The sequence below is a fragment of the Mycobacterium senriense genome (assembly GCF_019668465.1).
In the GTDB taxonomy this organism is placed as follows: domain Bacteria; phylum Actinomycetota; class Actinomycetes; order Mycobacteriales; family Mycobacteriaceae; genus Mycobacterium; species Mycobacterium senriense.
Genome location: NZ_AP024828.1, coordinates 865,472 through 884,282 on the forward strand (window position 1 = coordinate 865,472; position 18,811 = coordinate 884,282).

The window sequence follows — 18,811 nt, forward strand, 5'->3', positions numbered from 1 at the left end:
AATGAAGCAGATTGCCGCGACCAGCGGGCCCACGAACATCGGCTTGCTCAGCGTGGGGTCATACCGGCCCGAACGGGTGGTCACTAACGACGAGCTGTGCGAGAACATCGACTCGTCCGACGAGTGGATCTATTCGCGGACCGGGATCAAGACCCGCCGATTCGCCAGGCGCGACGAATCCGTCACCTCGATGGCGACCACGGCTGGGCAGGAGGCGATCGCCAAGGCCTCCCTCGAGCCATCCGACATCGATTGCGTCCTCGTCGCCACCAGCACGCATTTCACCCAGACCCCCCCGTGCGCGCCCGCGGTCGCGACGGCGTTGGGTGCCACCGGCGTGCCCGCGTTCGACGTCTCGGCCGGCTGCGCGGGCTTCGGCTACGCGCTGGGCGTCGCGGCCGACATGATTCGCGGCGGGACGGCGGCCAAGGTGTTGGTGCTCGGTTCGGAGAAGCTGTCCTGCACCGTGGACATGCAGGACCGGAGCAACTGCTTCATCTTCGCCGACGGCGCGGCCGGGGTGGTGGTGGGCGAGGCACCCGACCAGGGCATCGGACCCACCGTCTGGGGCAGCGACGGCGCGCAGGCCAGGGCCATCCGCCAGGACATCGAGTGGATCGACTTCCTGGACAACCGCACCGGCGAGCGCCCGTACCTGAGGCTCGAAGGCAGCGCGGTGTTTCGGTGGGCGGCATTCGAGATGGGCAAGGTCGGCCGGCAGGCGATGGATGCGGCGGGCGTCCGGCCCGACGAGATCGACGTGTTCTTGCCGCACCAGGCCAACAGCCGGATCAACGAGGTGCTGGCCAAGAGCCTCGATCTGCGCCCGGATGCGGTCGTCGCCAACGACATCGAGCACACCGGAAACACCTCGGCCGCGTCCATCCCCCTGGCGATGGCCGAAGTGCTGGCGACCGGCGCGGCCAAGGCCGGCGACCTGGCCCTGCTGCTCGGTTACGGCGCGGGCCTGAGCTATGCCGCCCAGGTCGTCCGGCTGCCGAACGGCTAATCGCGCCCTGATCCTTGGTCGCCGTCCTCGTCGGGCGCGGCGTCCCCGTGCAGTCGGGCCTGGAGCAGTTCGCGCTCCCGGCGCCGCCGCTCCCCGGCGATCGCGAGCGCAGCGGTGGCCCGGCGGCGCAGCGGGGCGAACACCCAGATGCCCAGCGGCATCGCGATGATCAGGGCGAACAGCACGGCCACCACGATCGGGAACTGCGTGATGCCCGCCAGGCGCGCTACGCCGTAGATCACGCCGGTGAGCACCACCGCCAGCAGCAGCCGCGCCGCCATGTACGCGGCAACGTGGACGGCGACGCGGTTTCCGGCCGGTTGCGCCGTGCCCTCGGCATCGGCCGGGTTCTGCGTGCTGCCGGTGCTGTCGTCGCTAGCTTCTTGTGACACAGCCTGAGCCTACGGCGCGGGTATATTCGCCCCAAGGAGGTGTTTGGTGCTCTACCTGCTGCTCGTCGTGATTTTGGGGACGCTGATCTATGTCGGCTGGCGTGCGGCGCGGTCGCAGGCCCACCGGCCGAAGACCCGCGTCATCGGACCCGACGACGATCCAGATTTCTTGCGGCGGTTGGGTCATGGCGACAACAACCCGCGCTAGCTCGACCGCGGCGGCCCGCTGCGCCCGGCTTCGCCGCGCTTGCGACCGCAGCCCTAGCTCGATCGCGGCGGCCCGCTGCGCCCGGCTTCGCCGCGCTTGCGACCGCCGCTCTAGCTCGATCGCGGCGGCCCGCTGCGCCCGGCTTCGCCGCGCTTGCGACCGCCGCTGGAACTAGCCGAGCACTCCCGGGTTGTGCTGGTCGCCGGGGAACCCGTCGGCGACGATTGCGGCCAACTCGGTGAGCGCTTCGCGCGTCCCGCGGCGCAACCGGTCCAGTTCGATCTCGGCGCCCTCTTCCAGGTGCGGGTCGAACGGCACCAGCTGAACCGCGCGGCAGCGCCGGGAGAAGTGGTCGATCACCTTGTTCATGTCGACCTTGCCCGGTCGAGGCTTCACCCCGTTGATCACCGCGATGGAATTGCGCACCAGGTCCTCGTGGCCGTGCGCGTCCAGCCAGTCCAGCGTCGCCGAGGCGCTGCGCGCGCCGTCGATGGATGCCGAGCTGACCACGACAAGGGCGTCGGCCTTGTCCAGCACCGAGCTCATCACCGAGTGCAGCAGGCCGGGCCCGCAGTCGGTGAGCACCAGGCCGTAAAACCGTTCCAGGATGTCCAGGATCCGCACGTAGTCCTCGGCGCTGAACGCGTCCGAGATGCCGGGGTCCGTTTCGGAGGACAGCACCTCCAGACCGCTGGGGCCCTTGGACGTGTAGCGGCGCACGTCGCTGTAGCGCTCGATGGTGCCGGCGTCGTGCAGCAGCTGGCGCACCGTGGCCGCCGTCTCCAGCGGAATCTTCTGGCTCAGCGTGCCGCGGTCGGGGTTGGCGTCCACGGCCACCACCCGATCACCGCGGATGGAGGCGAAGGTGGCGCCCAGCGTCGCGGCGATCGTGGTCTTGCCGACGCCGCCCTTGAGCGACAGGAAGGCGACCCGGTAGGAACCCCGCAGGGGCCGGTTCACCTGGGCGACCAGGTTGTTGTACCGGGTGGCCCGCGGGCTCTCACCCAAATTGATCAGGCCACCGGACAGCTTGAACAGCAGCAGCCGCCAGCCGTCCGACGGCGGCGGGGCGACCGGCCGCAGCAGCATGCCGGTGGACAGCTCCGGGTACGGCGTGTGCGGCAGGTGCTCCGGCCGCTGCGGCGGGGGGCCCTGGACCTGGGTGGGCGGCGCGTCCTGACGGTCGTAGTAGGCGCCGTACGCGGTCGGGTCGACCCGCGGGATGCCGGTCATCGGCGTGGGGTCCCACGGCGGCATGCCACCCGGCCTGGGCGCCGTGGGCGGCACGGCCTGCTGGCGCTCGGGTCCGGGAACGCGTCGTTCGGTGCGGAATCCGGCGAAGGCGCGGGTCGGTGCGTCGTCGCCGCCCGACTGGGCCTTCGGCTCCGCGCCCTCCTGCTGGTCCGGCGCCGACGCTGTCTGTGGAGGTATTTGCGTGGTCGGTTGTTCGGGCGACCCCACGCCCGTCGTCGGATGCTCGGTCACTGCACTCCCCCTTGTTGTGCGTTATTCGGCATGTCGTCCATTAATCGGGCCGGTTGTGCACCGTCACCCGACGCCCGCATAAGAATGCAGACCCACAGTGACCAGGTTAACGAAGAACAAATTGAACACCATGGCCACAAACCCTGCGACATTGATCCAGGCGGCTTTCCTGTCCCGCCATCCCGCCGTCGACCTGGCGTGCAGATATGCGGCGTAGATCACCCAGGCGACAAATGACACAGTCTCTTTGGGATCCCAGCCCCAATATCTGCCCCAGGCCTCTTCGGCCCAGATGGCACCGAAAATTACTCCGAAACCGAACACCGGAAAGGCAAAAATCGTCGTGCGATACGCGATGCGGTCGAGGGTCTGCGCGTCGGGGAACCGCTGGACCAGCCGGCTCAACGCGCTGTGCTCGGTGCGGTCGGGGTCTCCCAGCGGCGACGTCCGCAGCAGGAACAGGATGCTGGCGATGCCGGCGACCAGGAAGACGCCCGATCCCAAGCTGACCACCGACACGTGGATGGGCAGCCAGTAGGACTGCAGCGCGGGCATCACCGGCGCGGCGTTGGTGTAGAGCCAGCGCCCGGACACCGTGAGCAGGATCAGGACCGGCAGCAGCAGGAATACCCACAGCGGGCGGTATTGCGGGCGGCGCAGCACGACCGCCCCGGCGATCAACCCGCACAGGCAGGTCAGGTTGATGAATTCGTACATGTTGCCCCAGGGCACCCGCAGGGTGGCCAGGCCGCGCAGCACCAGGCAGGCCAGCAGCAGCCCGATGCCCAGGTACACCACGGACAGCCCGGCACGGCCGACGCGCTCGTCGACCGGGCGGCCGGTCGCCTCTTCCACGACGCCGGGGGTTACGGAGTCGGCGCTGACGGCACCGGCCGGCACCCGGGCGCGCTGATCCGCCCGGCGCCCGCCTGCGTAGGCCAGCTCGAAGGCCAGCAGCAGCAGCGCGATGACGAGGGCCACCACCGCCGACGTGAACGCCCAGTCGGAGTAGCGCGCCAGCTCGATGTTGACGTGCACCGTATTCATTTGACGTCCACCTCAGGACTCCTCTTGGACGCTGCGGCCGTCGCGTCGCCGTCCGACGCGGTGGGTGTCTCGGCGCGAGCGGCGCCGAGGCCGGTCAACAGCCGCTCGGAGATTCGCTCGAACTCGTCGCCCCAACCCGAGTTGTCGGTGCGCGCCAGGCCACCCAGTTCGACGTTCACCGTACCGGGCGACCCGCCGGCGTCCGGCGTCAGACGGACCCACACCCGGCGGCGGCGCACCAGCAGCGACACCACCAGACCGCCCATCATCGTGATCGCGAAGAAGAGCACCCAGGTTTGACCTGGGTCGTGCGAGACCTGCAGGTTGACGAACGGGACGGCGCCGTCGAAGCGGATCACGGTGCCGGCCGCGGGACCCTGATCGATCCGGACCGACTGGCCCGCACGCAGGTTGACCCGCTTCTCCTTGGTCAGCCGGTGCTGCTCGATCAGGCGGGGGTCCAGGGTGAATAGCGACTGGGGCCGCCCGGTGTCCAGCCCGGTGTCGCCGCGGTAGATGTCGACGGCCACCGCGGGGGCGTCGAGCGCCGGGAAGCGCGAGGACAACAGCGTGCCTTCGAGCTGCTCGGTCGGGGCCAGCAGACCCTGGATGGCGATCTCGTGGTTGCGGCGCTCCGCGGCGTTGGGGTAGCTGCCGGCGGGCGGGTCGATGCGCACCACACCCGACGAGAGCAGGGTCTGCGGGTTGTCGGGTCGCCATTGCACGGTCGCGGTCCGGATCTGCCCGTCCGGGTAGGTGACGCTGAAGCTGGGCGCGTAGCCGTGGCCCTGCAGGTACACCCGGTCGCCGGCGAGCCGCAGCGGGTGGTTGACCTCCAGCCGGTAGGGCCGCCAGGTGTTGGCGGTCAGGTCCCGGCCGGACTGGTAGTCGATGTTCGCGGCGAACGAGGTGGCCTGCCCCGACGGCAGATAGTGCGCCGCGAAGTCGTCGACCCGGATGCACAGCGGGTGCAGCGAGGTGCCGTCGACGGTGTTGCCGGCCCGAAATGAGTCGAACGCGGCAGGTGAGGCCGAGCAGAAGCCGGGTCCGCCGTCGGCGATGACGATGACGTTGCCCTCGTAGCCGAACAGCTTGCCGACGGCGACCGCGACCAGCAGGCCCAGCAGCGAGAAGTGGAAGACGATGTTGCCGAACTCGCGCAGGTAGCCCTTCTCGGCGGACACCTCGGCGACCTCGGCACCGGCCGGCTCGGTGCCGTCCTGGTGCCGGATGGCGGTGCGCCAGCCGCGCAGCCGTCCGGCCAGCGTGTTGGCCAGGGCGTTCAGCTCGTCGGGCCCGGCCTGAACCTGGTGACTGGCGTACTTGGGCAGCCGGGACAGGTTGCGCGGGGCGGGCACCGGGGTGGACCGCAGGCTGCGGAAGTGCTCGATCATCCGCGGGGTGAGGCAGCCGACCAGCGACACGAACAGCAGCACGTAGATGGCGGTGAACCAGAAGCTGGAGAACACGTTGAAGGCCTGCAACCGATCCAGCCACGGCCCGATCACCCGGTGGGCCTTCAGATAGTCGTCGACCTTGCCGGCGTTGAGGTTGCGCTGCGGCAGCAGCGCCCCCGGTATCGCGCCGAGTGCGAGCAGGAACAACAGCACCAGCGCGGTGCCCATCGAGGTCAGCGCGCGCCAGGTGTTGCGGCTCCATGCGAAAAGGTGCCTCAAATCGGCAACCTCACGTCGGACACGAACGCGTCGCGCAGCCAGGAGATGAAGTCGTTCCACACCCCGGTGACCAGCAGCGCGCCGACCGTGATCAGCAGGACGCCGCCGAAGATCTGGATGGCCCGGGTGTGCCGGCGCAGCCAGCCCAGGCCCCCCACCGCGCCCGCCGAGCCGAACGCCAGCAGCACGAACGGGATGCCCAGGCCCAGGCAGTAGGCGATCACCAGCACGATTCCGCGCGCCACGCTGGCGCCGTCGGTGGCCGAGGCGACGGTGATCACGCCGGCCAGCGTCGGTCCCAGGCACGGCGTCCAGCCCAGCGCGAACACCGCGCCCAGCACCGGCGCGCCAGCGACCGTGCTCAGCTGCCGCGGGCTGAACCGGGCCTGCCGTTGCAGGGCCGGGATGAGGCCGACGAATACCAGCCCCATCACGATGGTCAGCACTCCCCCGGCCCGCTGCAGCAGCAGTTGGTTGGTGATCAGCGTGGTCGTCATGCCCAGGACGGCGACGGTGCCGAGCACGAACACGGTGGTGAATCCGGCGACGAACAACGCCGCGGATCCCGCGACCCGCCAGCGGGCGCCCGGCGGGGCCTTAATCGCGCCTTCCGGTGGCTGTTCGTCCACGCCGACGACGGCGGCCAGGTACGACAGGTAGCCGGGCACCAGCGGCACCACGCACGGCGAGGCGAACGACACCAGCCCCGCCAGCAGGCACGCACCGAGCGCGACCAGGAGCGGTCCGGCGGCGGCGATCTGGGTGAATCCGGTCATCGCGGTTCCAGGCCCGTCACGGTGCCGCCTTGCCGGCCGGGGTCGGCGAGCCCTCGCCGGCCAGTCGCTGCACCACCGGCTGCAGGTCGGCCGCCAGCAGTTCGCGCAAGAAGACCGCGGCGACGCGGTGCCGGCGGTCCAGGACGAGGGTGGACGGGATCACGGTGGTGGGGTATTTGCCGCCGAACGCGATGAGGGTGCGCATCGCCGGGTCGTAGATGGACGGGAACGTCACCTGGCGGTCGTTGACGAAGTCCAGCGCGGCCTGCCGGTTGTTGTCCCGGACGTCGATGCCCAGGAAGGACACCCCGGCGCCGCGGGTGGCGTCGTACACCTGCTGCAGCTGGGTGACCTCGGCCCGGCACGGCCCGCACCACTGCCCCCAGATGTTGATGACCACGACCCGGCCGGCGAAGATCGGGTCGTCCAGCGACAGCGTGTGCGCGGGGTCGGCCAGGTCGGGTCCGGCCAGCGGGCCGGGGCGGCCGCGGCTGGACGGCGGGTCGTAGTAGATATCGGTCTTGCCGCCGGGCGAGACGAATTCGAAGGTGCCGCCCTGCGCGACGGCGTCGTGCCCGGAGGAGCAGCCAAGCAGGCCGGGGAGCAGTGCCGCCAGCACGGCCCCGGCCATCGCCTGTCGTCGCGCGGTCAAGGCGCCACTCCTCCTCATCGCTTCGCTCTGCATCGTCGTCGGCGCGCGATCAACGCGCCGCCGGTTCGCTGTACTCGACGTCGGCCAACCGGTCGCCGTCGTAGACCAGGGTCGTCACCGACGCGAGCCCGCACTCCCGCCGCCGCGGGTCGTGCCACAGTCGCCGGCCGGTCACGTGCAGCCGCAGCGTCCAGACCGGGAGTTGGTGGCTGACGCACACCACCTCGTGGCCGGCGCCGCGGGCGCGGGCCTTATCCACGGCCGTCTGCATCCGGGCCGCGATCTCGGCGTACGGCTCACCCCAGGACGGCCGGAACGGGTTGCGCAGTTGCCACCACACCCGAGGGTCGCGCCAGGCGCCGTCGCCCGGGCTGACCCGTTTGCCTTGGAAGAAGTTGGCCGATTCGATCAGGTCTGGGTCGGTGTCCACGGCCAAACCGTGCTTGGCGGCGATGGGCGCGGCGGTCTCCTGGGCCCGTTCCAGCGGCGAGGCGATCACCGCGACGATGTCGCGGTGAGCCAGCGCGTCGGCCACCGCGGCCGCCTGGGCGCGGCCGTTGTCGGACAGGTGAAATCCGGGCAGCCGCCCGTACAGGATGCCGCTCGGGTTGTAGACCTCGCCGTGCCGCACGACGTGCACCCGGGTGCGCTCGGCCATCAAGACTTCCCTTCCTCGGCCCGCGCGGCGGCCCTGGCCGCGGCGGGCAGGGCGCCGGCGATCCGGTCGAACGCGTTGTCGTCGAGCGCGGAGGAGACGAACCACGCCTCGAAGGCGCTGCACGGCGGGTAGACGCCCGCGTCCAGCAGCGCATGGAAGAACGGCGGATACCGCCAGGTCTGGGTGGCCCGCGCGGACGCGAAGTCCGTCACCGGGGTTTCGGAGAAGAACACGCTCAGCATGTTGCCGGCCCGCGGAAGCTGATGCGCCACACCGGCATTCGTGAGTGCCTCGGAGAACAGCCCGGCCAGGCGATCGGCGTTGGCATCCAGTGTGGCGTAGGCCGCGGCGTCGGCGTTGCGCAACGTGGCCAGCCCGGCCGCCATCGCCACCGGGTTACCCGACAGCGTGCCGGCCTGATACACCGGCCCCAGCGGCGCCAGCCGTTCCATCACCTCGGCCCGCCCGCCGAACGCGGCGGCCGGCAGGCCCCCGCTCATCACCTTGCCGAAGGTGAACAGGTCGGCCTCGACGGGATCGATTCCGTACCAACCACTTCGGCTGACCCGGAAGCCGGTCATCACCTCGTCGATGATCAGCAGCGCGCCGTGCTCGGCGGTGATCGCGCGCAGCGCCGCGTTGTAGCCGGGTGCGGGTGGGACCACGCCCATGTTGCCGGGGCTGGCCTCGGTGATCACCGCCGCGATCTGGTCGCCGAACCGGGCGAAGCTCTGTCGCACGCCGTCGAGGTCGTTGTAGGGCAACACGATCGTGTCGGCCGCCGTCGCGCCGGTGACTCCCGGCGAGGACGGCAGGCCCAGCGTCGCCACCCCGGAGCCCGCGTCGGCGAGCAACGCGTCGACATGGCCGTGGTAGCAGCCGGAGAACTTGATCACCTTCGCGCGGCCGGTGAAGCCGCGGGCCAGCCGCACCGCGCTCATGGTCGCCTCGGTGCCGGAGTTGACCAGCCGGATCCGCTCGACCGGCGCCACCCGCCCGATCATTTCGGCGGCCAGCTCGCTCTCGGCCGGCGTGGGCGCCCCGAACGACAGACCCGAGGCGGCGGCCTTGGCGACGGCCTCCACGACGGCCGGGTGCGCGTGACCCAGGATCATCGGGCCCCACGAGCAGACCAGGTCCACGTACTGATTGCCGTCGGCGTCGGTCAGCCGGCACCCGCGCGCCTCGGTGATGAACGGCGGCGTCCCGCCCACCGCGCTGAACGCGCGGACCGGCGAGTTCACCCCACCGGGAATGACGGCGCAGGCATCCTCGAACAACCGCGCCGAGGCCGCCGTGGCCCGCGGGGCCCCGGTGGCGTGCGCGGTCGCCTGATCACTGCTTCCCATGAGGACTAGTGTCCCAGCCCGCGCGGGCCATTCAACTACAGGGTGTAGCAGAACGTGCTAAAAGGGGGTGGCGCGGACCCGGCGCCCGGGTTATTCGGCGTCCTGCCGCCTCTGCCACGAGACGCCATTGCTGCGCCACGCCGGGTTGTCTGGCCCGGTGCCTGCGAGTTGGATAGCGGTATGCGACTCCCACAAGGACTTGCCCGGTTCAACCGTCACGTCACCAACCCGATTCAGCGGATGTGGGCCGGCTGGCTCCCGTCGTTTGGGATCGTCGAGCATGTCGGGCGGCGCTCGGGCAAGCCGTACCGTACACCGGTCAACGTGTTCACCACCGATGTCGAAGGCAAACCCGGGGTGGCCATCCTGCTGAGCTACGGGCCCGACCGGGATTGGCTGAAGAATCTGAAGGCCGCGGGAGGCGGGCGGCTGCGCAGCAAGGGCAAGGAATTCGGCATCGCCGATCCGCGCGTGGTCGCCAAGGACGAGGCGGCGGCGTACGTAACGCCCGGCGTGCGAAGGATTTTCGCGAGGATTCCGTTCGAGCAAGCGGTGTTGCTCACGCGGACGCCCTGACCACCGGGTGATGCGGATCACGGCGATCGTCGAGCGGGCGGTCGGCCTGGACCGCGGCCGCCGCGGCGGGCCCGCCAATGCGGTGGTCAAAGCGATCGAAAGGCAATGGAGCTGACTGGGCACAGCCAGGACGGGTATACGGCACACGCCGCGAGGAGAGGAGTCCGCCGATGACTGAGACCGTCACCGACTCGGACCGCGAGCAGCGAATTGCCGAGCGCGTCGAGCAGCTTTATGCCAACGATCCGCAGTTTCGGGCCGCCGCGACATTGCCGGAGGTGACCGACGCCGCGCACCGCCCCGGTCTGCGGCTGGCCGAGGTCGTCGACACCTATCTGAGCGGTTATGCCGACCGGCCCGCGCTGGGGCAGCGCGCCTGCGAGGTGGTGCGGGATGCGTCGACCGGCGCAGCGGCGACGACACTGCTGTCCGGGTTCGACACCATCACCTACCGCGAGCTGGGCGAGCGGGTCGCGGCGCTGGCCGCCGCGTGGCAGTCCGGTCTGCCCGGTGGCTTCAGTCCGGGCGACTTCGTCGGGGTCCTGGGCTTCACCAGCATCGACTACGTCGTGCACTACCTCGCATGCATCCGGCTGGGTGCGGTGTTCGTGCCGCTGCAGACCAGTTCCACCGCGACCCAGCTCGGCCCGATCGTCGCCGAGACGGCGCCGCGCGTTCTTGCCGTGAGCGTCGAGTCATTGAGCACCGCAGTCGATGTCGTCGCCGCCGCGCCGTCAGTCGAGCGCCTGGTGGTGTTCGACTACACCAGCGAGGACGACGAGCAGCGGCGCCACTACGACGACGCCCGCGCGCGGCTACGCGACGCCGGCCACCGCGCCGAGGTGGTGTCGCTGTCCACCGAGCTCGAGTCGGGCCGCCGGCTCCCACCGCCGCCCGCGTTCGTCCCGGCGGATGGCGAAAACCCGTTGGCCACACTGATTTACACCTCAGGTAGCACCGGCGCCCCGAAGGGGGCGATGTACACAACCGACATGATGACCCGGACCTGGCAGCGACCGCACAGTCCCTCCGTAGACATCGGCAGGCCGATCCCGGCGATCCACCTGCAATACATGCCGCTGTCGCACGTGTACGGGCTGGAGTGGCTGATCGCCACCCTGTCCTCCGGGGGCATCGGCTACTTCGCCGCCAAGAGTGACATGTCCACCCTGTTCGACGACATCGGCCTGGTCCGGCCCACGGCCCTGAACCTCGTTCCCCGGGTGTGCGACATGTTCTATCGGCGCTACCGCAAGGAGCTCGACCAGCGCTCCGGCGATGAGCTCTCCGGCGAGCAGCTCGACGACGCCGTGAAAGCCGAACTGCGGCAAGACTTCGTCGGCGGACGAGTGCTATCGGGGATGTGCGGCAGCGCCCCGCTGTCCAAGCAGATGCACGCCTTCATGGAGTCGCTGCTCGACATCCCGGTGGCCGACGGCTATGGCGCCACCGAGACCGGCGGCGGGATCATGCGCAGCGGCCGGATCAGACGCCCGCCGGTCACCGACTACAAACTGGTCGACGTCCCCGAATTGGGCTACCTCACCACCGACAAGCCCTATCCGCGCGGCGAGCTACACCTCAAGGCCAGCAACGTGATTCCCGGCTATTTCAAGCACCCCGAGCTGTCGGAGAAGATCTTCGACGACGAGGGGTTCTACAAGACCGGCGACATCATGGCCGAGCTGGGGCCCGATCACCTGGTGTATCTGGACCGCAGCAACAACGTGATCAAACTCTCGCAGGGTGAATTCGTTGCGGTCTCCCAGTTGGAGGCGACCTTTTCGACCAGCCCGTACATCCGGCAGATCTTTCTCTACGGCAGCAGCGAGCAGCCGTTCCTGCTCGCGGTGATCGTGCCGAACAGTGACGCGGTGGGCGACGGGGATGCGCACGCCCTGATCGCCGACTCGCTGCAGCGGATCGCCGCCGACAACCACCTTCATCCGTACGAGATCCCGCGCGACTTCCTGCTGGAGTCACAACGTTTCACCCGGGACAACGGGCTGCTGTCCGGGGTCGGCAAGCTGCTGCGCCCCGCCCTCAAGGCCCACTACGGTGAACGCCTCGATGCCATGTACGACGAAATCGAGGCCAGCCACGGTAACCAACTCGGCGAGCTGCGCGCCGCCAGCACCGAGCTGCCCACCATCGACACGGTCCGGCGCGCGGCCGCGGCCACCCTGGGCCTCCCGGCGGACACCACGCTGCGCGCTGACGCGAAATTCATTGAGCTCGGCGGTGATTCGCTGTCCGCGTTCTCCTTCGCCACACTGCTGTCGGAGATCTTCCACATCGATGTGCCGGTGCAAACCATCGTCAGCCCGACCGCGGACCTGTCCACCATCGCGAATTTCGTTGACGGAGAACGTACCTCGGTGTCGACGCGGCCGACGTTCGCGTCGGTGCACGGCCGCGGCGCCCCGGTGGCCCGCGCCGCCGACCTGACGCTGGACAACTTCATCGACGCCGAGACGTTGGCCGCCGCACCCCGGCTGCCCGCCGCGACCGGCACGATCAACACCGTGCTGCTGACCGGAGCCAACGGCTATCTGGGGCGCTTCCTGTGCCTGGATTGGCTGGAACGCCTGGCCCCCGAAGGTGGCACGGTGATCTGCCTGGCCCGCGGCGCCGACCCGACCGCCGGGCGTCAGCGCATCGAGGCCGCGATCGACAGCGGTGACGCCGAACTGTCCGAGCGCTTCCGGCGATTGGCCGACGCGCATCTGCGGGTCCTCGTCGGCGACGTGGGAGCGCCCAACCTCGGCCTGGACACGCCCACCTACCAACGCCTCGCCGAGTCGGTCGACCTCGTCGTGCATTCGGCCGCCCTGGTCAACCACGTGCTGCCCTACAGCCAGCTGTTCGGGCCCAACGTGGTGGGCACCGCCGAGATCATCAAACTCGCAATCACCAAGCGGCTCAAGCCGATCAACTACATCTCCACCGTCGCGGTGACCACGCTGCCGGACGGCAGCTTCATCGGCGAGGACGTCGACGTGCGTTCGGCCAGCCCGTCGCGGTCCCTCGACGAGTCGTATGCCAGCGGCTACGCCACGAGCAAATGGGTGGGCGAGGTGCTGTTGAGGGAGGCCCACGACCTATGCGGGGTGCCGGTGGCGGTGTTCCGGTCCGACATGATCCTGGCGCACAGCAACTTCGCCGGCCAGCTCAACGTGCCCGACATGTTCACCCGCCTGATCCTGAGCCTGGTGGCCACCGGGATCGCGCCGCGCTCGTTCTATCAGCTCGATGCTTCCGGCAATCCGCAGCGCGGCCATTACGACGGGCTGCCAGCCGATTTCACCGCCGAGGCGATCACCACCCTCGGGGCCCGCGCCCGGCAGGGCTACCACACCTACAACGTGCTCAACACCCACGACGACGGCGTCTCCCTGGACACATTCGTCGACTGGCTCATCGCCGACGGGCACAAGATCGAGCGCATCGACGACTACCGGCAATGGTTGGCCCGATTCATCGAGGCGATGAAGGCGCTACCGGAGAAGCAGCGCAAGAGCTCCCTGCTGCCGCTGATGAGCGCCTATGCGAAGCCCGGTGAGCCGACGCACGGTACCGGCATGCCCGCCGAAAAGTTCCGGGCCGCAGTGCAATCCGCGGGTATCGGCAGCGACAAGGACGTCCCGCACGTGACGGAGGCCCTGATCGACAAATACGTCACCGATCTGCAGCGGCTCGGCCTGCTGAGGACGCGCACCGGGGCGCACGCGGGATAAGCCGGAAGAGACCTAGTCTGCGGAGACCGCGCCGACGCGGCCGCGCGATCGCGCGAGAAAGTACAGCCCGATCACCACCGCCCAGGACAGCAGGCTCAGCGATAGCTGGCTGCGCGCCGTGTGGTCGAACGCCATTTGCACCAGCACGGCGGTGATACCGGTCAGCGTGAGTATCGACAGCACCGGGAAGAACCACATCTTCACCGTCAGCTTTTCCGCGGGTGTCCGGCGGCGCAGGATGATCTGCGATAGGGCGATCAGCCAATAGACGAACAGGATGATGGCGCCCGACGAGTTGAGCAGGAAGAGGAACACCGTGTTCGGTGCGACCCGCGCCATGATGACGCATCCGAACCCGACCGCCGACGAACACAAGATCGCGGAGTGCGGAACGCCGCGTCCGCTCAGTTTGACCAACCGCGTCGGCGCCTCACCCCGCTCGGCGAGCACGAACAGCATCCGCGACGCGGTGTAGAGACCGGAATTGAGGCAGGACAGCACCGCGGTCAGGACGACGGCGTTCATCACCTGATCGGCGCCGGAAAGCCCCATGTGTTTGAGCGCGGCCACATACGGCGAGGAGCCGAGTTCGACGGAGTCCCAGGGCAACAGCACCACGAGCAGGAACACCGAACCGACGAAGAAGATCCCGATGCGGGCCACGACCGACCGGGTCGCCTTCTGGACCGCGAGCTCGGGGTCGCGGCTTTCGGCGGCGGCGACGGTGACGATCTCGGCGCCCACCATGGAGAAGATCACCACCACGATGGCGGCGAACACCGCGCCGACCCCGTGCGGAAAGAATCCGCCGTGCGATCCCAGATTGGCCAGACCGCCGTGATGACCCGGCACCAATCCCACGACGTACGCCGTCCCCACGACCAGAAAGATCACGATCGTCGCGACTTTGATTCCGGCGAACCAGAATTCGAATTCGCCGAAGGACGACACCGAGAACAGATTGGTCGCGGTCATCAACAGCATCAGGCACAGCGACAGCAGCCACAGCGGCGCATGGAACCAGTAGTTGAGCACCTTGCCGCCGGCGACCGCCTCGAAGCCCACCACGATCACCCAGAAGTACCAATACAGCCAGGCGACCGAGAATCCCGCCCAGCCGCCCAAGGCCTTGGCCGCATAGTCGGCGAACGATCCGGTCGACGGGTTGGCGGCCGCCATCTCGCCCAGCATCCGCATCACCAGGACGATGAGCAGGCCGCAGAGGGCGTAGGTGAGGAACGCGGCCGGGCCGGTGTCCTTGATCACCACGCCGGACCCGACGAACAGGCCGGCGCCGATCACGCCGCCGAGGGCGATCATGCTCAGCTGCCGCTGCGACAGGCCTTGGCGCAGTTGTGGATTGCTAGCCATTCCGAACCACGCTTGTACCACAGCACATCGGTGACCCGGATGCCAAGCGGCGTCGGCTACAGATACAGGTCGCTATCGCGGATCAGGGCCGTGGCGATCACGCTGATGACCGCCGTGGCGACCAGATATCCGCACGCCAGCCACGGCGCACCGCCGAGCGCCGCGATCAGCGCGGTCAAGATCATCGGGGTGACCCCGGAGGCGTAGATGCCCGAGACCTGGTAGACGAAGGACAGTCCCGTGTAGCGGGTGTTCGTGGGATACAGCGCGGAGTACAGCGTGCCCTGTGCGCCGTAGAACAGCGCGTGCACCGCGCCGAACACGACGATCATCGCCAGACCGAACCACACCAGGTCCTTGGTGCCGAACAGGGCGAACGCCGGAAAAGCCGCCAGGCCGTAGCAGGCGATGCCGGCCAGATACACCCGCCGCGCACCGAAGCGCTCGGTCAGTCGACCCGACACCGGCAACAGCACCGCCATCACCAGCGCGGCAATCGTCACCACCACCAGCACCGACACCCGGTTCAGTCCCAGGGCGCCGGTGGCGTAACTGATGGCGAAAACGCCCCAGGTGTTGAATGCCGAGCCCTCCGCCCACCGCGACAGCAGGCCCAGCACGGTGTTGCGCCGCGACCGCGGCTCGCGGGCGATGTCGCGGATCGGCACGGTGGACGCGGCCTGCAAGTCCTGCAATTCACGGAACGCCGGTGTCTCGTCGACCCGCAACCGGACCACGATGCCGATCACGACCAGCAGCAGGCTCAGCAGGAAGCCGATGCGCCAGCCGTAGGAGAGGAACCGGGCCGGCCCCAAAACGACTTGCAGGAAAGCGAATATGCCGGTGCCCAGGGCCAGGCCCAGCGCCAAACCGATCTGCGGGATCGCCCCGAAACGCCCGCGCCGGTCGCCGGGGCTGTGTTCGACGGCCAGCAGTACCGCCCCGCCCCACTCGCCGCCGAGCGCGAAACCCTGCAGTACCCGCAGAACGAGCAGCAGCACCGGCGCCCACGCCCCGACTTGCGCGGCCGTCGGCAACACCCCGATCAGCGCCGTCGCCCCGCCCATGATGAGCATGGTCAGCGCCAGGCTGCGCTTGCGACCGATCCGGTCGCCGATGTGGCCGAACACCAGCCCGTCGATGGGCCGCATGACGAACCCGACGGCGAAGGTCGCGAACGCCAATAGTGTTCCCACCAAAGAACTCTCGTTGGGGAAGAACACCTTGTTGAAGACCAGGCCGGCCGCGGTGGCGTACAGGAAGAAGTCGTACCACTCGACCGTGGTGCCCAGCAGACTCGCCGCGACGACTATGCGCAACCGCCGGCGCCGGCGCCCGGAGGATTCGTCGGCCGCACCGGGCAGCATCCCGGCGTCGGGAACCGGGGCGGGCAAGGTCGCTGCCATGGCCGTCAGTGCGCCGAGGCGACCGCGAACGGCGTCGCCGCTGCCGGGTGCGATTGGCGGTTGGGGTGCCGCCACAAGCCCATCCGCTCGAGCAGCGGCAGGACGCCCTCACCGAACCAGTAGGCCTCTTCCAGGTGCGGATATCCCGACAAGATGAAGTGGCTGATGCCCAATTTGGCGTATTCGGCCAGCCGCTCGGCGACCTCAGCGTGCGACCCGACCAGGGCGGTGCCCGCTCCCCCGCGAACCAGGCCCACCCCGGCCCACAGGTTGGGGGCGACCAGCAGTTTGCTGCTGTTGCCGCCGTGCAGGTCCAGCATGCGGCGCTGGCCTTCGGACTCGCTGCGCGCCAGGCTGGCCTGCACCCGCTCGACGTCCGCCGGGTCGATCGCGGCCAGCAACCGGTCGGCCTCGGCCCACGCCTCGGCGGCCGTGTCACGGCTGATCACGTGAATCCGCAAGCCGTACTGCAGGATCCGGCCGGCATCGACGGCCAGTCCGCGGACCCAGTCGAGCTTCTTGGCGACCGCGGTCAGCGGCTCGCCCCAGGTGAGATACACGTCGGAGTGCTTGGCCGCCACCGGACCGGCCGCTGCCGAAGACCCGCCGAAGAACACCGCCGGGACCGGGTCGGGAGGATTGTTCAGCTGGGCATCCTCGACCTGAATGTGCTCTCCTGCAAAGGTAACCGGCTCCCTGGCGGTCCACAGCTCGCGTACCACGTGCAGAAATTCGGCGGTGCGGGCGTAGCGCGCCTCCTTGTCCAGGAAGTCCCCGTAGGCCCGTTGCTCGTGCGGTTCGCCGCCGGTGACGACATTGAGCAGCAGCCGTCCCTCCGAGTGCCGCTGGAACGTGCCGGCCATCTGCGCGGCCAGGGTCGGACTCAGCATCCCGGGACGGAACGCAACCAAGAACTTCAGCGTCTCGGTCGATTCGACCAGCATTGCTGTCGTCAACCATGCGTCCTCGCACCACAATCCGGTGGGCGTGAGGACGGCTTCGAAACCGTTGTCCTCGGCGGCCGTGCAGATTTGGTGCAGATACTTCAGCGTGGCCGGCCGGTCGCCCGACATCGCCGTGCCGTGTCCGCCCGCGACCAGATTCCGCGAATCGCCGTAGGTCGGCAGAAACCAATGAAACGCGAGACTCAATTCACAATCCTTTTTCGCTCCGCTTTGCCCTGTGCACAGGGACTCCATCCTTCTTCAAGTCGGCGCCGGCGAGGGAGGGTTGAAACCTGCGAGATTGCATCCCCGCCCGGACACCGCCATCACCGCGGTAGCCGCCGGCCGCGCGCGCCGGGCCGCAACGGCGGGGCGCCGGGCGGGCGGCCGGACATGACCGCGTCTCCGCCTGTCCCAGAAGGCAATACGATCGCAATAATTCGGACGGCGGCAACCGGCGGATTCGGCGCTACGATGATCACGATCTCGTGCGATGCCGCAACTCGGCGCCGGCATCGGCCGCGCCGGGCGGCCGTCGGACGGCCGAAAAGATCACCGCTTCGGCACCGGAAGATCACACCAGATCACACAATGCTTCCAATACGGCGTGGCTCGGCGGGTAATCCCCGCTCAGGGCGGCATTATTGCGATCATGCCTGATCTCACACGCCGAGCGGTGCTCCGGATGGGCGCCGGTGCCAGCCTCGGAGCCACCGGCGTGCTCAGCTTCAGCTCCCTGCTGGCCCCGGCCGCTTCGCGCGCCGCGACGCTGCCGCAGACGCCCGCGCCGTTCGAGCCGCCGACGGCGGGCAAGGCCCTGCCGACCCGGCTCACCGGGTCGTTCGTTTCGGCCGCGCGTGGGGGGATCAAGACCAACTATGTGATCGCCATGCCGCCGGGCCAGACCGGTTCGCTGCGCCCGGTGATCGCACTGCACGGCGTGGACGGCGACGCCAACCAGATGCTCGACATGGGCGTCCCGGACCGGCTGGCCCAACTGGCCAAGGAGGGCAAACCGCCGTTCGCGGTGGTCGGTGTGGACGGCGGCAACACGTACTGGCACAAAAGGACTTCCGGCGAGGACTCCGGCGCGATGGTGCTCGACGAGCTGCTGCCGATGTTGTCCACGATGGGCTTCGACACCTCCCGGGTCGGTTTCATGGGGTGGTCGATGGGCGGCTACGGGGCGCTGCGCCTGGGCGCCAAGCTTGGTCCGGCACGGACCGCCGGCATCTGCGCGATCAGCCCGGCGCTGTACACCTCCTATCCGCTGAGTGCGCCGGGGGCGTTCGACAGCAACGACGACTTTGTGCAGAACAGCGTGCTGGGCCTGCCGGCGCTGAATGCGATTCCGCTGCGGGTGGACTGCGGCAACTTCGACCGCTTCTATTTCGCCACAAAGCAATTCGCCTACCAGTTGAAGACCCAACCGGCGGGCAGCTTCTCCCTCGGCGGACACGACGTCGCCTACTGGCGCAGCCAATTGCCCGGTGAACTGGCCTGGATGGCGACCTAGTTCACGCAG

16 protein-coding genes are annotated in these 18,811 nt (G+C 69.0%); 5 read left to right on the plus strand and 11 right to left on the minus strand.

Translation table 11 applies throughout. The features are described 5' to 3' along the window. The first annotated feature begins 1 nt into the window (after nucleotide 1). Nucleotides 2-1,009, plus strand: a complete 1,008-nt coding sequence (locus tag MTY59_RS04205) for a beta-ketoacyl-ACP synthase III (protein ID WP_221044557.1) — start codon at nucleotides 2-4, stop codon at nucleotides 1,007-1,009. Here the strand turns inward: MTY59_RS04205 and MTY59_RS04210 are convergent. Then, complete coding sequence (locus tag MTY59_RS04210; RefSeq protein ID WP_221044558.1) at nucleotides 1,006-1,401, minus strand: DUF4229 domain-containing protein; 396 nt, start codon at nucleotides 1,399-1,401, stop codon at nucleotides 1,006-1,008. The two genes, MTY59_RS04205 and MTY59_RS04210, sit on opposite strands and share 4 nt — an antisense overlap. Before the next feature lie 46 nt (nucleotides 1,402-1,447). Here MTY59_RS04210 and MTY59_RS04215 point away from each other — a divergent pair, with 46 nt between their 5' ends. Further along, nucleotides 1,448-1,609, plus strand: a complete 162-nt coding sequence (locus MTY59_RS04215) for a hypothetical protein (protein ID WP_085977768.1) — start codon at nucleotides 1,448-1,450, stop codon at nucleotides 1,607-1,609. Nucleotides 1,610-1,780: 171 nt separating this feature from the next. Here the strand turns inward: MTY59_RS04215 and MTY59_RS04220 are convergent, their stop codons facing one another. From MTY59_RS04220 to hemL, 7 genes are all read right to left on the minus strand, one after another. After that, nucleotides 1,781-3,094, minus strand: coding sequence for a MinD/ParA family ATP-binding protein (locus MTY59_RS04220; protein WP_221044559.1), 1,314 nt, complete (start codon nucleotides 3,092-3,094; stop codon nucleotides 1,781-1,783). A 63-nt stretch (nucleotides 3,095-3,157) separates the two neighbouring features. Beyond that, the gene (gene ccsB, locus MTY59_RS04225; RefSeq protein ID WP_221044560.1) at nucleotides 3,158-4,141 is read right to left on the minus strand and encodes a c-type cytochrome biogenesis protein CcsB; all 984 of its coding nucleotides are present in this window, start codon (nucleotides 4,139-4,141) and stop codon (nucleotides 3,158-3,160) included. Continuing rightward, a complete protein-coding gene (locus tag MTY59_RS04230; protein ID WP_250160839.1) occupies nucleotides 4,138-5,766 on the minus strand; it encodes a cytochrome c biogenesis protein ResB in 1,629 nt (542 codons plus the stop codon). The genes ccsB and MTY59_RS04230 overlap by 4 nt, the downstream gene beginning before the upstream one ends. Nucleotides 5,767-5,813: 47 nt before the next feature. Beyond that, entirely contained in the window at nucleotides 5,814-6,593 is a 780-nt protein-coding gene (locus MTY59_RS04235; RefSeq protein ID WP_221044562.1) for a cytochrome c biogenesis CcdA family protein, read from the minus strand. A gap of 16 nt (nucleotides 6,594-6,609) precedes the next feature. Continuing rightward, on the minus strand, nucleotides 6,610-7,224 hold the full coding sequence (locus tag MTY59_RS04240) for a TlpA disulfide reductase family protein (protein ID WP_221046249.1): 615 nt from the start codon (nucleotides 7,222-7,224) through the stop codon (nucleotides 6,610-6,612). A gap of 70 nt (nucleotides 7,225-7,294) precedes the next feature. Continuing rightward, a complete protein-coding gene (locus MTY59_RS04245) occupies nucleotides 7,295-7,903 on the minus strand; it encodes a histidine phosphatase family protein (protein WP_221044563.1) in 609 nt (202 codons plus the stop codon). Continuing rightward, nucleotides 7,903-9,252: a glutamate-1-semialdehyde 2,1-aminomutase gene (gene hemL, locus MTY59_RS04250; protein ID WP_221044564.1), complete on the minus strand. Its 1,350-nt coding sequence runs from the start codon at nucleotides 9,250-9,252 to the stop codon at nucleotides 7,903-7,905. Before hemL ends, MTY59_RS04245 begins: the two co-directional genes overlap by 1 nt. A gap of 180 nt (nucleotides 9,253-9,432) precedes the next feature. Between hemL and MTY59_RS04255 the strand changes: the two genes are divergently transcribed. Together MTY59_RS04255 and car are read left to right on the plus strand one after the other, a co-directional pair. Beyond that, on the plus strand, nucleotides 9,433-9,828 hold the full coding sequence (locus MTY59_RS04255; RefSeq protein ID WP_221044565.1) for a nitroreductase family deazaflavin-dependent oxidoreductase: 396 nt from the start codon (nucleotides 9,433-9,435) through the stop codon (nucleotides 9,826-9,828). Between the two features lie 170 nt (nucleotides 9,829-9,998). Next, entirely contained in the window at nucleotides 9,999-13,565 is a 3,567-nt protein-coding gene (gene car / locus MTY59_RS04260; protein WP_221044566.1) for a carboxylic acid reductase, read from the plus strand. 12 nt (nucleotides 13,566-13,577) lie between these two features. On the opposite strand, the gene MTY59_RS04265 is transcribed toward car, so the two are convergent. From MTY59_RS04265 to MTY59_RS04275, 3 genes are read right to left on the minus strand one after another with little or no spacing between them, the layout of a single operon-like run. Further along, nucleotides 13,578-14,936, minus strand: coding sequence for an amino acid permease (locus MTY59_RS04265; RefSeq protein ID WP_221044567.1), 1,359 nt, complete (start codon nucleotides 14,934-14,936; stop codon nucleotides 13,578-13,580). A gap of 56 nt (nucleotides 14,937-14,992) precedes the next feature. Then, nucleotides 14,993-16,342 carry an MFS transporter gene (locus MTY59_RS04270; protein WP_221044568.1) on the minus strand — a complete coding sequence of 450 codons (1,350 nt, stop codon included), beginning with the start codon at nucleotides 16,340-16,342 and terminating at the stop codon, nucleotides 14,993-14,995. A gap of 5 nt (nucleotides 16,343-16,347) precedes the next feature. Then, the gene (locus MTY59_RS04275; RefSeq protein ID WP_221044569.1) at nucleotides 16,348-17,493 is read right to left on the minus strand and encodes an LLM class flavin-dependent oxidoreductase; all 1,146 of its coding nucleotides are present in this window, start codon (nucleotides 17,491-17,493) and stop codon (nucleotides 16,348-16,350) included. A 445-nt stretch (nucleotides 17,494-17,938) separates the two neighbouring features. On the opposite strand from MTY59_RS04275, the gene MTY59_RS04280 reads away from it, so the two are divergent. Continuing rightward, a complete protein-coding gene (locus MTY59_RS04280; RefSeq protein WP_284145683.1) occupies nucleotides 17,939-18,802 on the plus strand; it encodes an alpha/beta hydrolase in 864 nt (287 codons plus the stop codon). The last annotated feature ends 9 nt before the right edge of the window (nucleotides 18,803-18,811 follow it).

Excerpts from the sequence above, each read along its gene's own strand:
- MTY59_RS04205 (WP_221044557.1), top strand. The coding sequence starts at position 2 with ATGAAGCAGATTGCCGCGACCAGCGGGCCCACGAACATCGGCTTGCTC.
- ccsB (WP_221044560.1), bottom strand. The coding sequence starts at position 4,141 with ATGAATACGGTGCACGTCAACATCGAGCTGGCGCGCTACTCCGACTGG.
- MTY59_RS04230 (WP_250160839.1), bottom strand. The coding sequence starts at position 5,766 with ATGGGCACCGCGCTGGTGCTGTTGTTCCTGCTCGCACTCGGCGCGATA.
- MTY59_RS04235 (WP_221044562.1), bottom strand. The coding sequence starts at position 6,593 with ATGACCGGATTCACCCAGATCGCCGCCGCCGGACCGCTCCTGGTCGCG.
- MTY59_RS04240 (WP_221046249.1), bottom strand. The coding sequence starts at position 7,224 with ATGGCCGGGGCCGTGCTGGCGGCACTGCTCCCCGGCCTGCTTGGCTGC.
- MTY59_RS04245 (WP_221044563.1), bottom strand. The coding sequence starts at position 7,903 with ATGGCCGAGCGCACCCGGGTGCACGTCGTGCGGCACGGCGAGGTCTAC.
- hemL (WP_221044564.1), bottom strand. The coding sequence starts at position 9,252 with ATGGGAAGCAGTGATCAGGCGACCGCGCACGCCACCGGGGCCCCGCGG.
- MTY59_RS04255 (WP_221044565.1), top strand. The coding sequence starts at position 9,433 with ATGCGACTCCCACAAGGACTTGCCCGGTTCAACCGTCACGTCACCAAC.
- car (WP_221044566.1), top strand. The coding sequence starts at position 9,999 with ATGACTGAGACCGTCACCGACTCGGACCGCGAGCAGCGAATTGCCGAG.
- MTY59_RS04265 (WP_221044567.1), bottom strand. The coding sequence starts at position 14,936 with ATGGCTAGCAATCCACAACTGCGCCAAGGCCTGTCGCAGCGGCAGCTG.
- MTY59_RS04270 (WP_221044568.1), bottom strand. The coding sequence starts at position 16,342 with ATGGCAGCGACCTTGCCCGCCCCGGTTCCCGACGCCGGGATGCTGCCC.
- MTY59_RS04280 (WP_284145683.1), top strand. The coding sequence starts at position 17,939 with ATGCCTGATCTCACACGCCGAGCGGTGCTCCGGATGGGCGCCGGTGCC.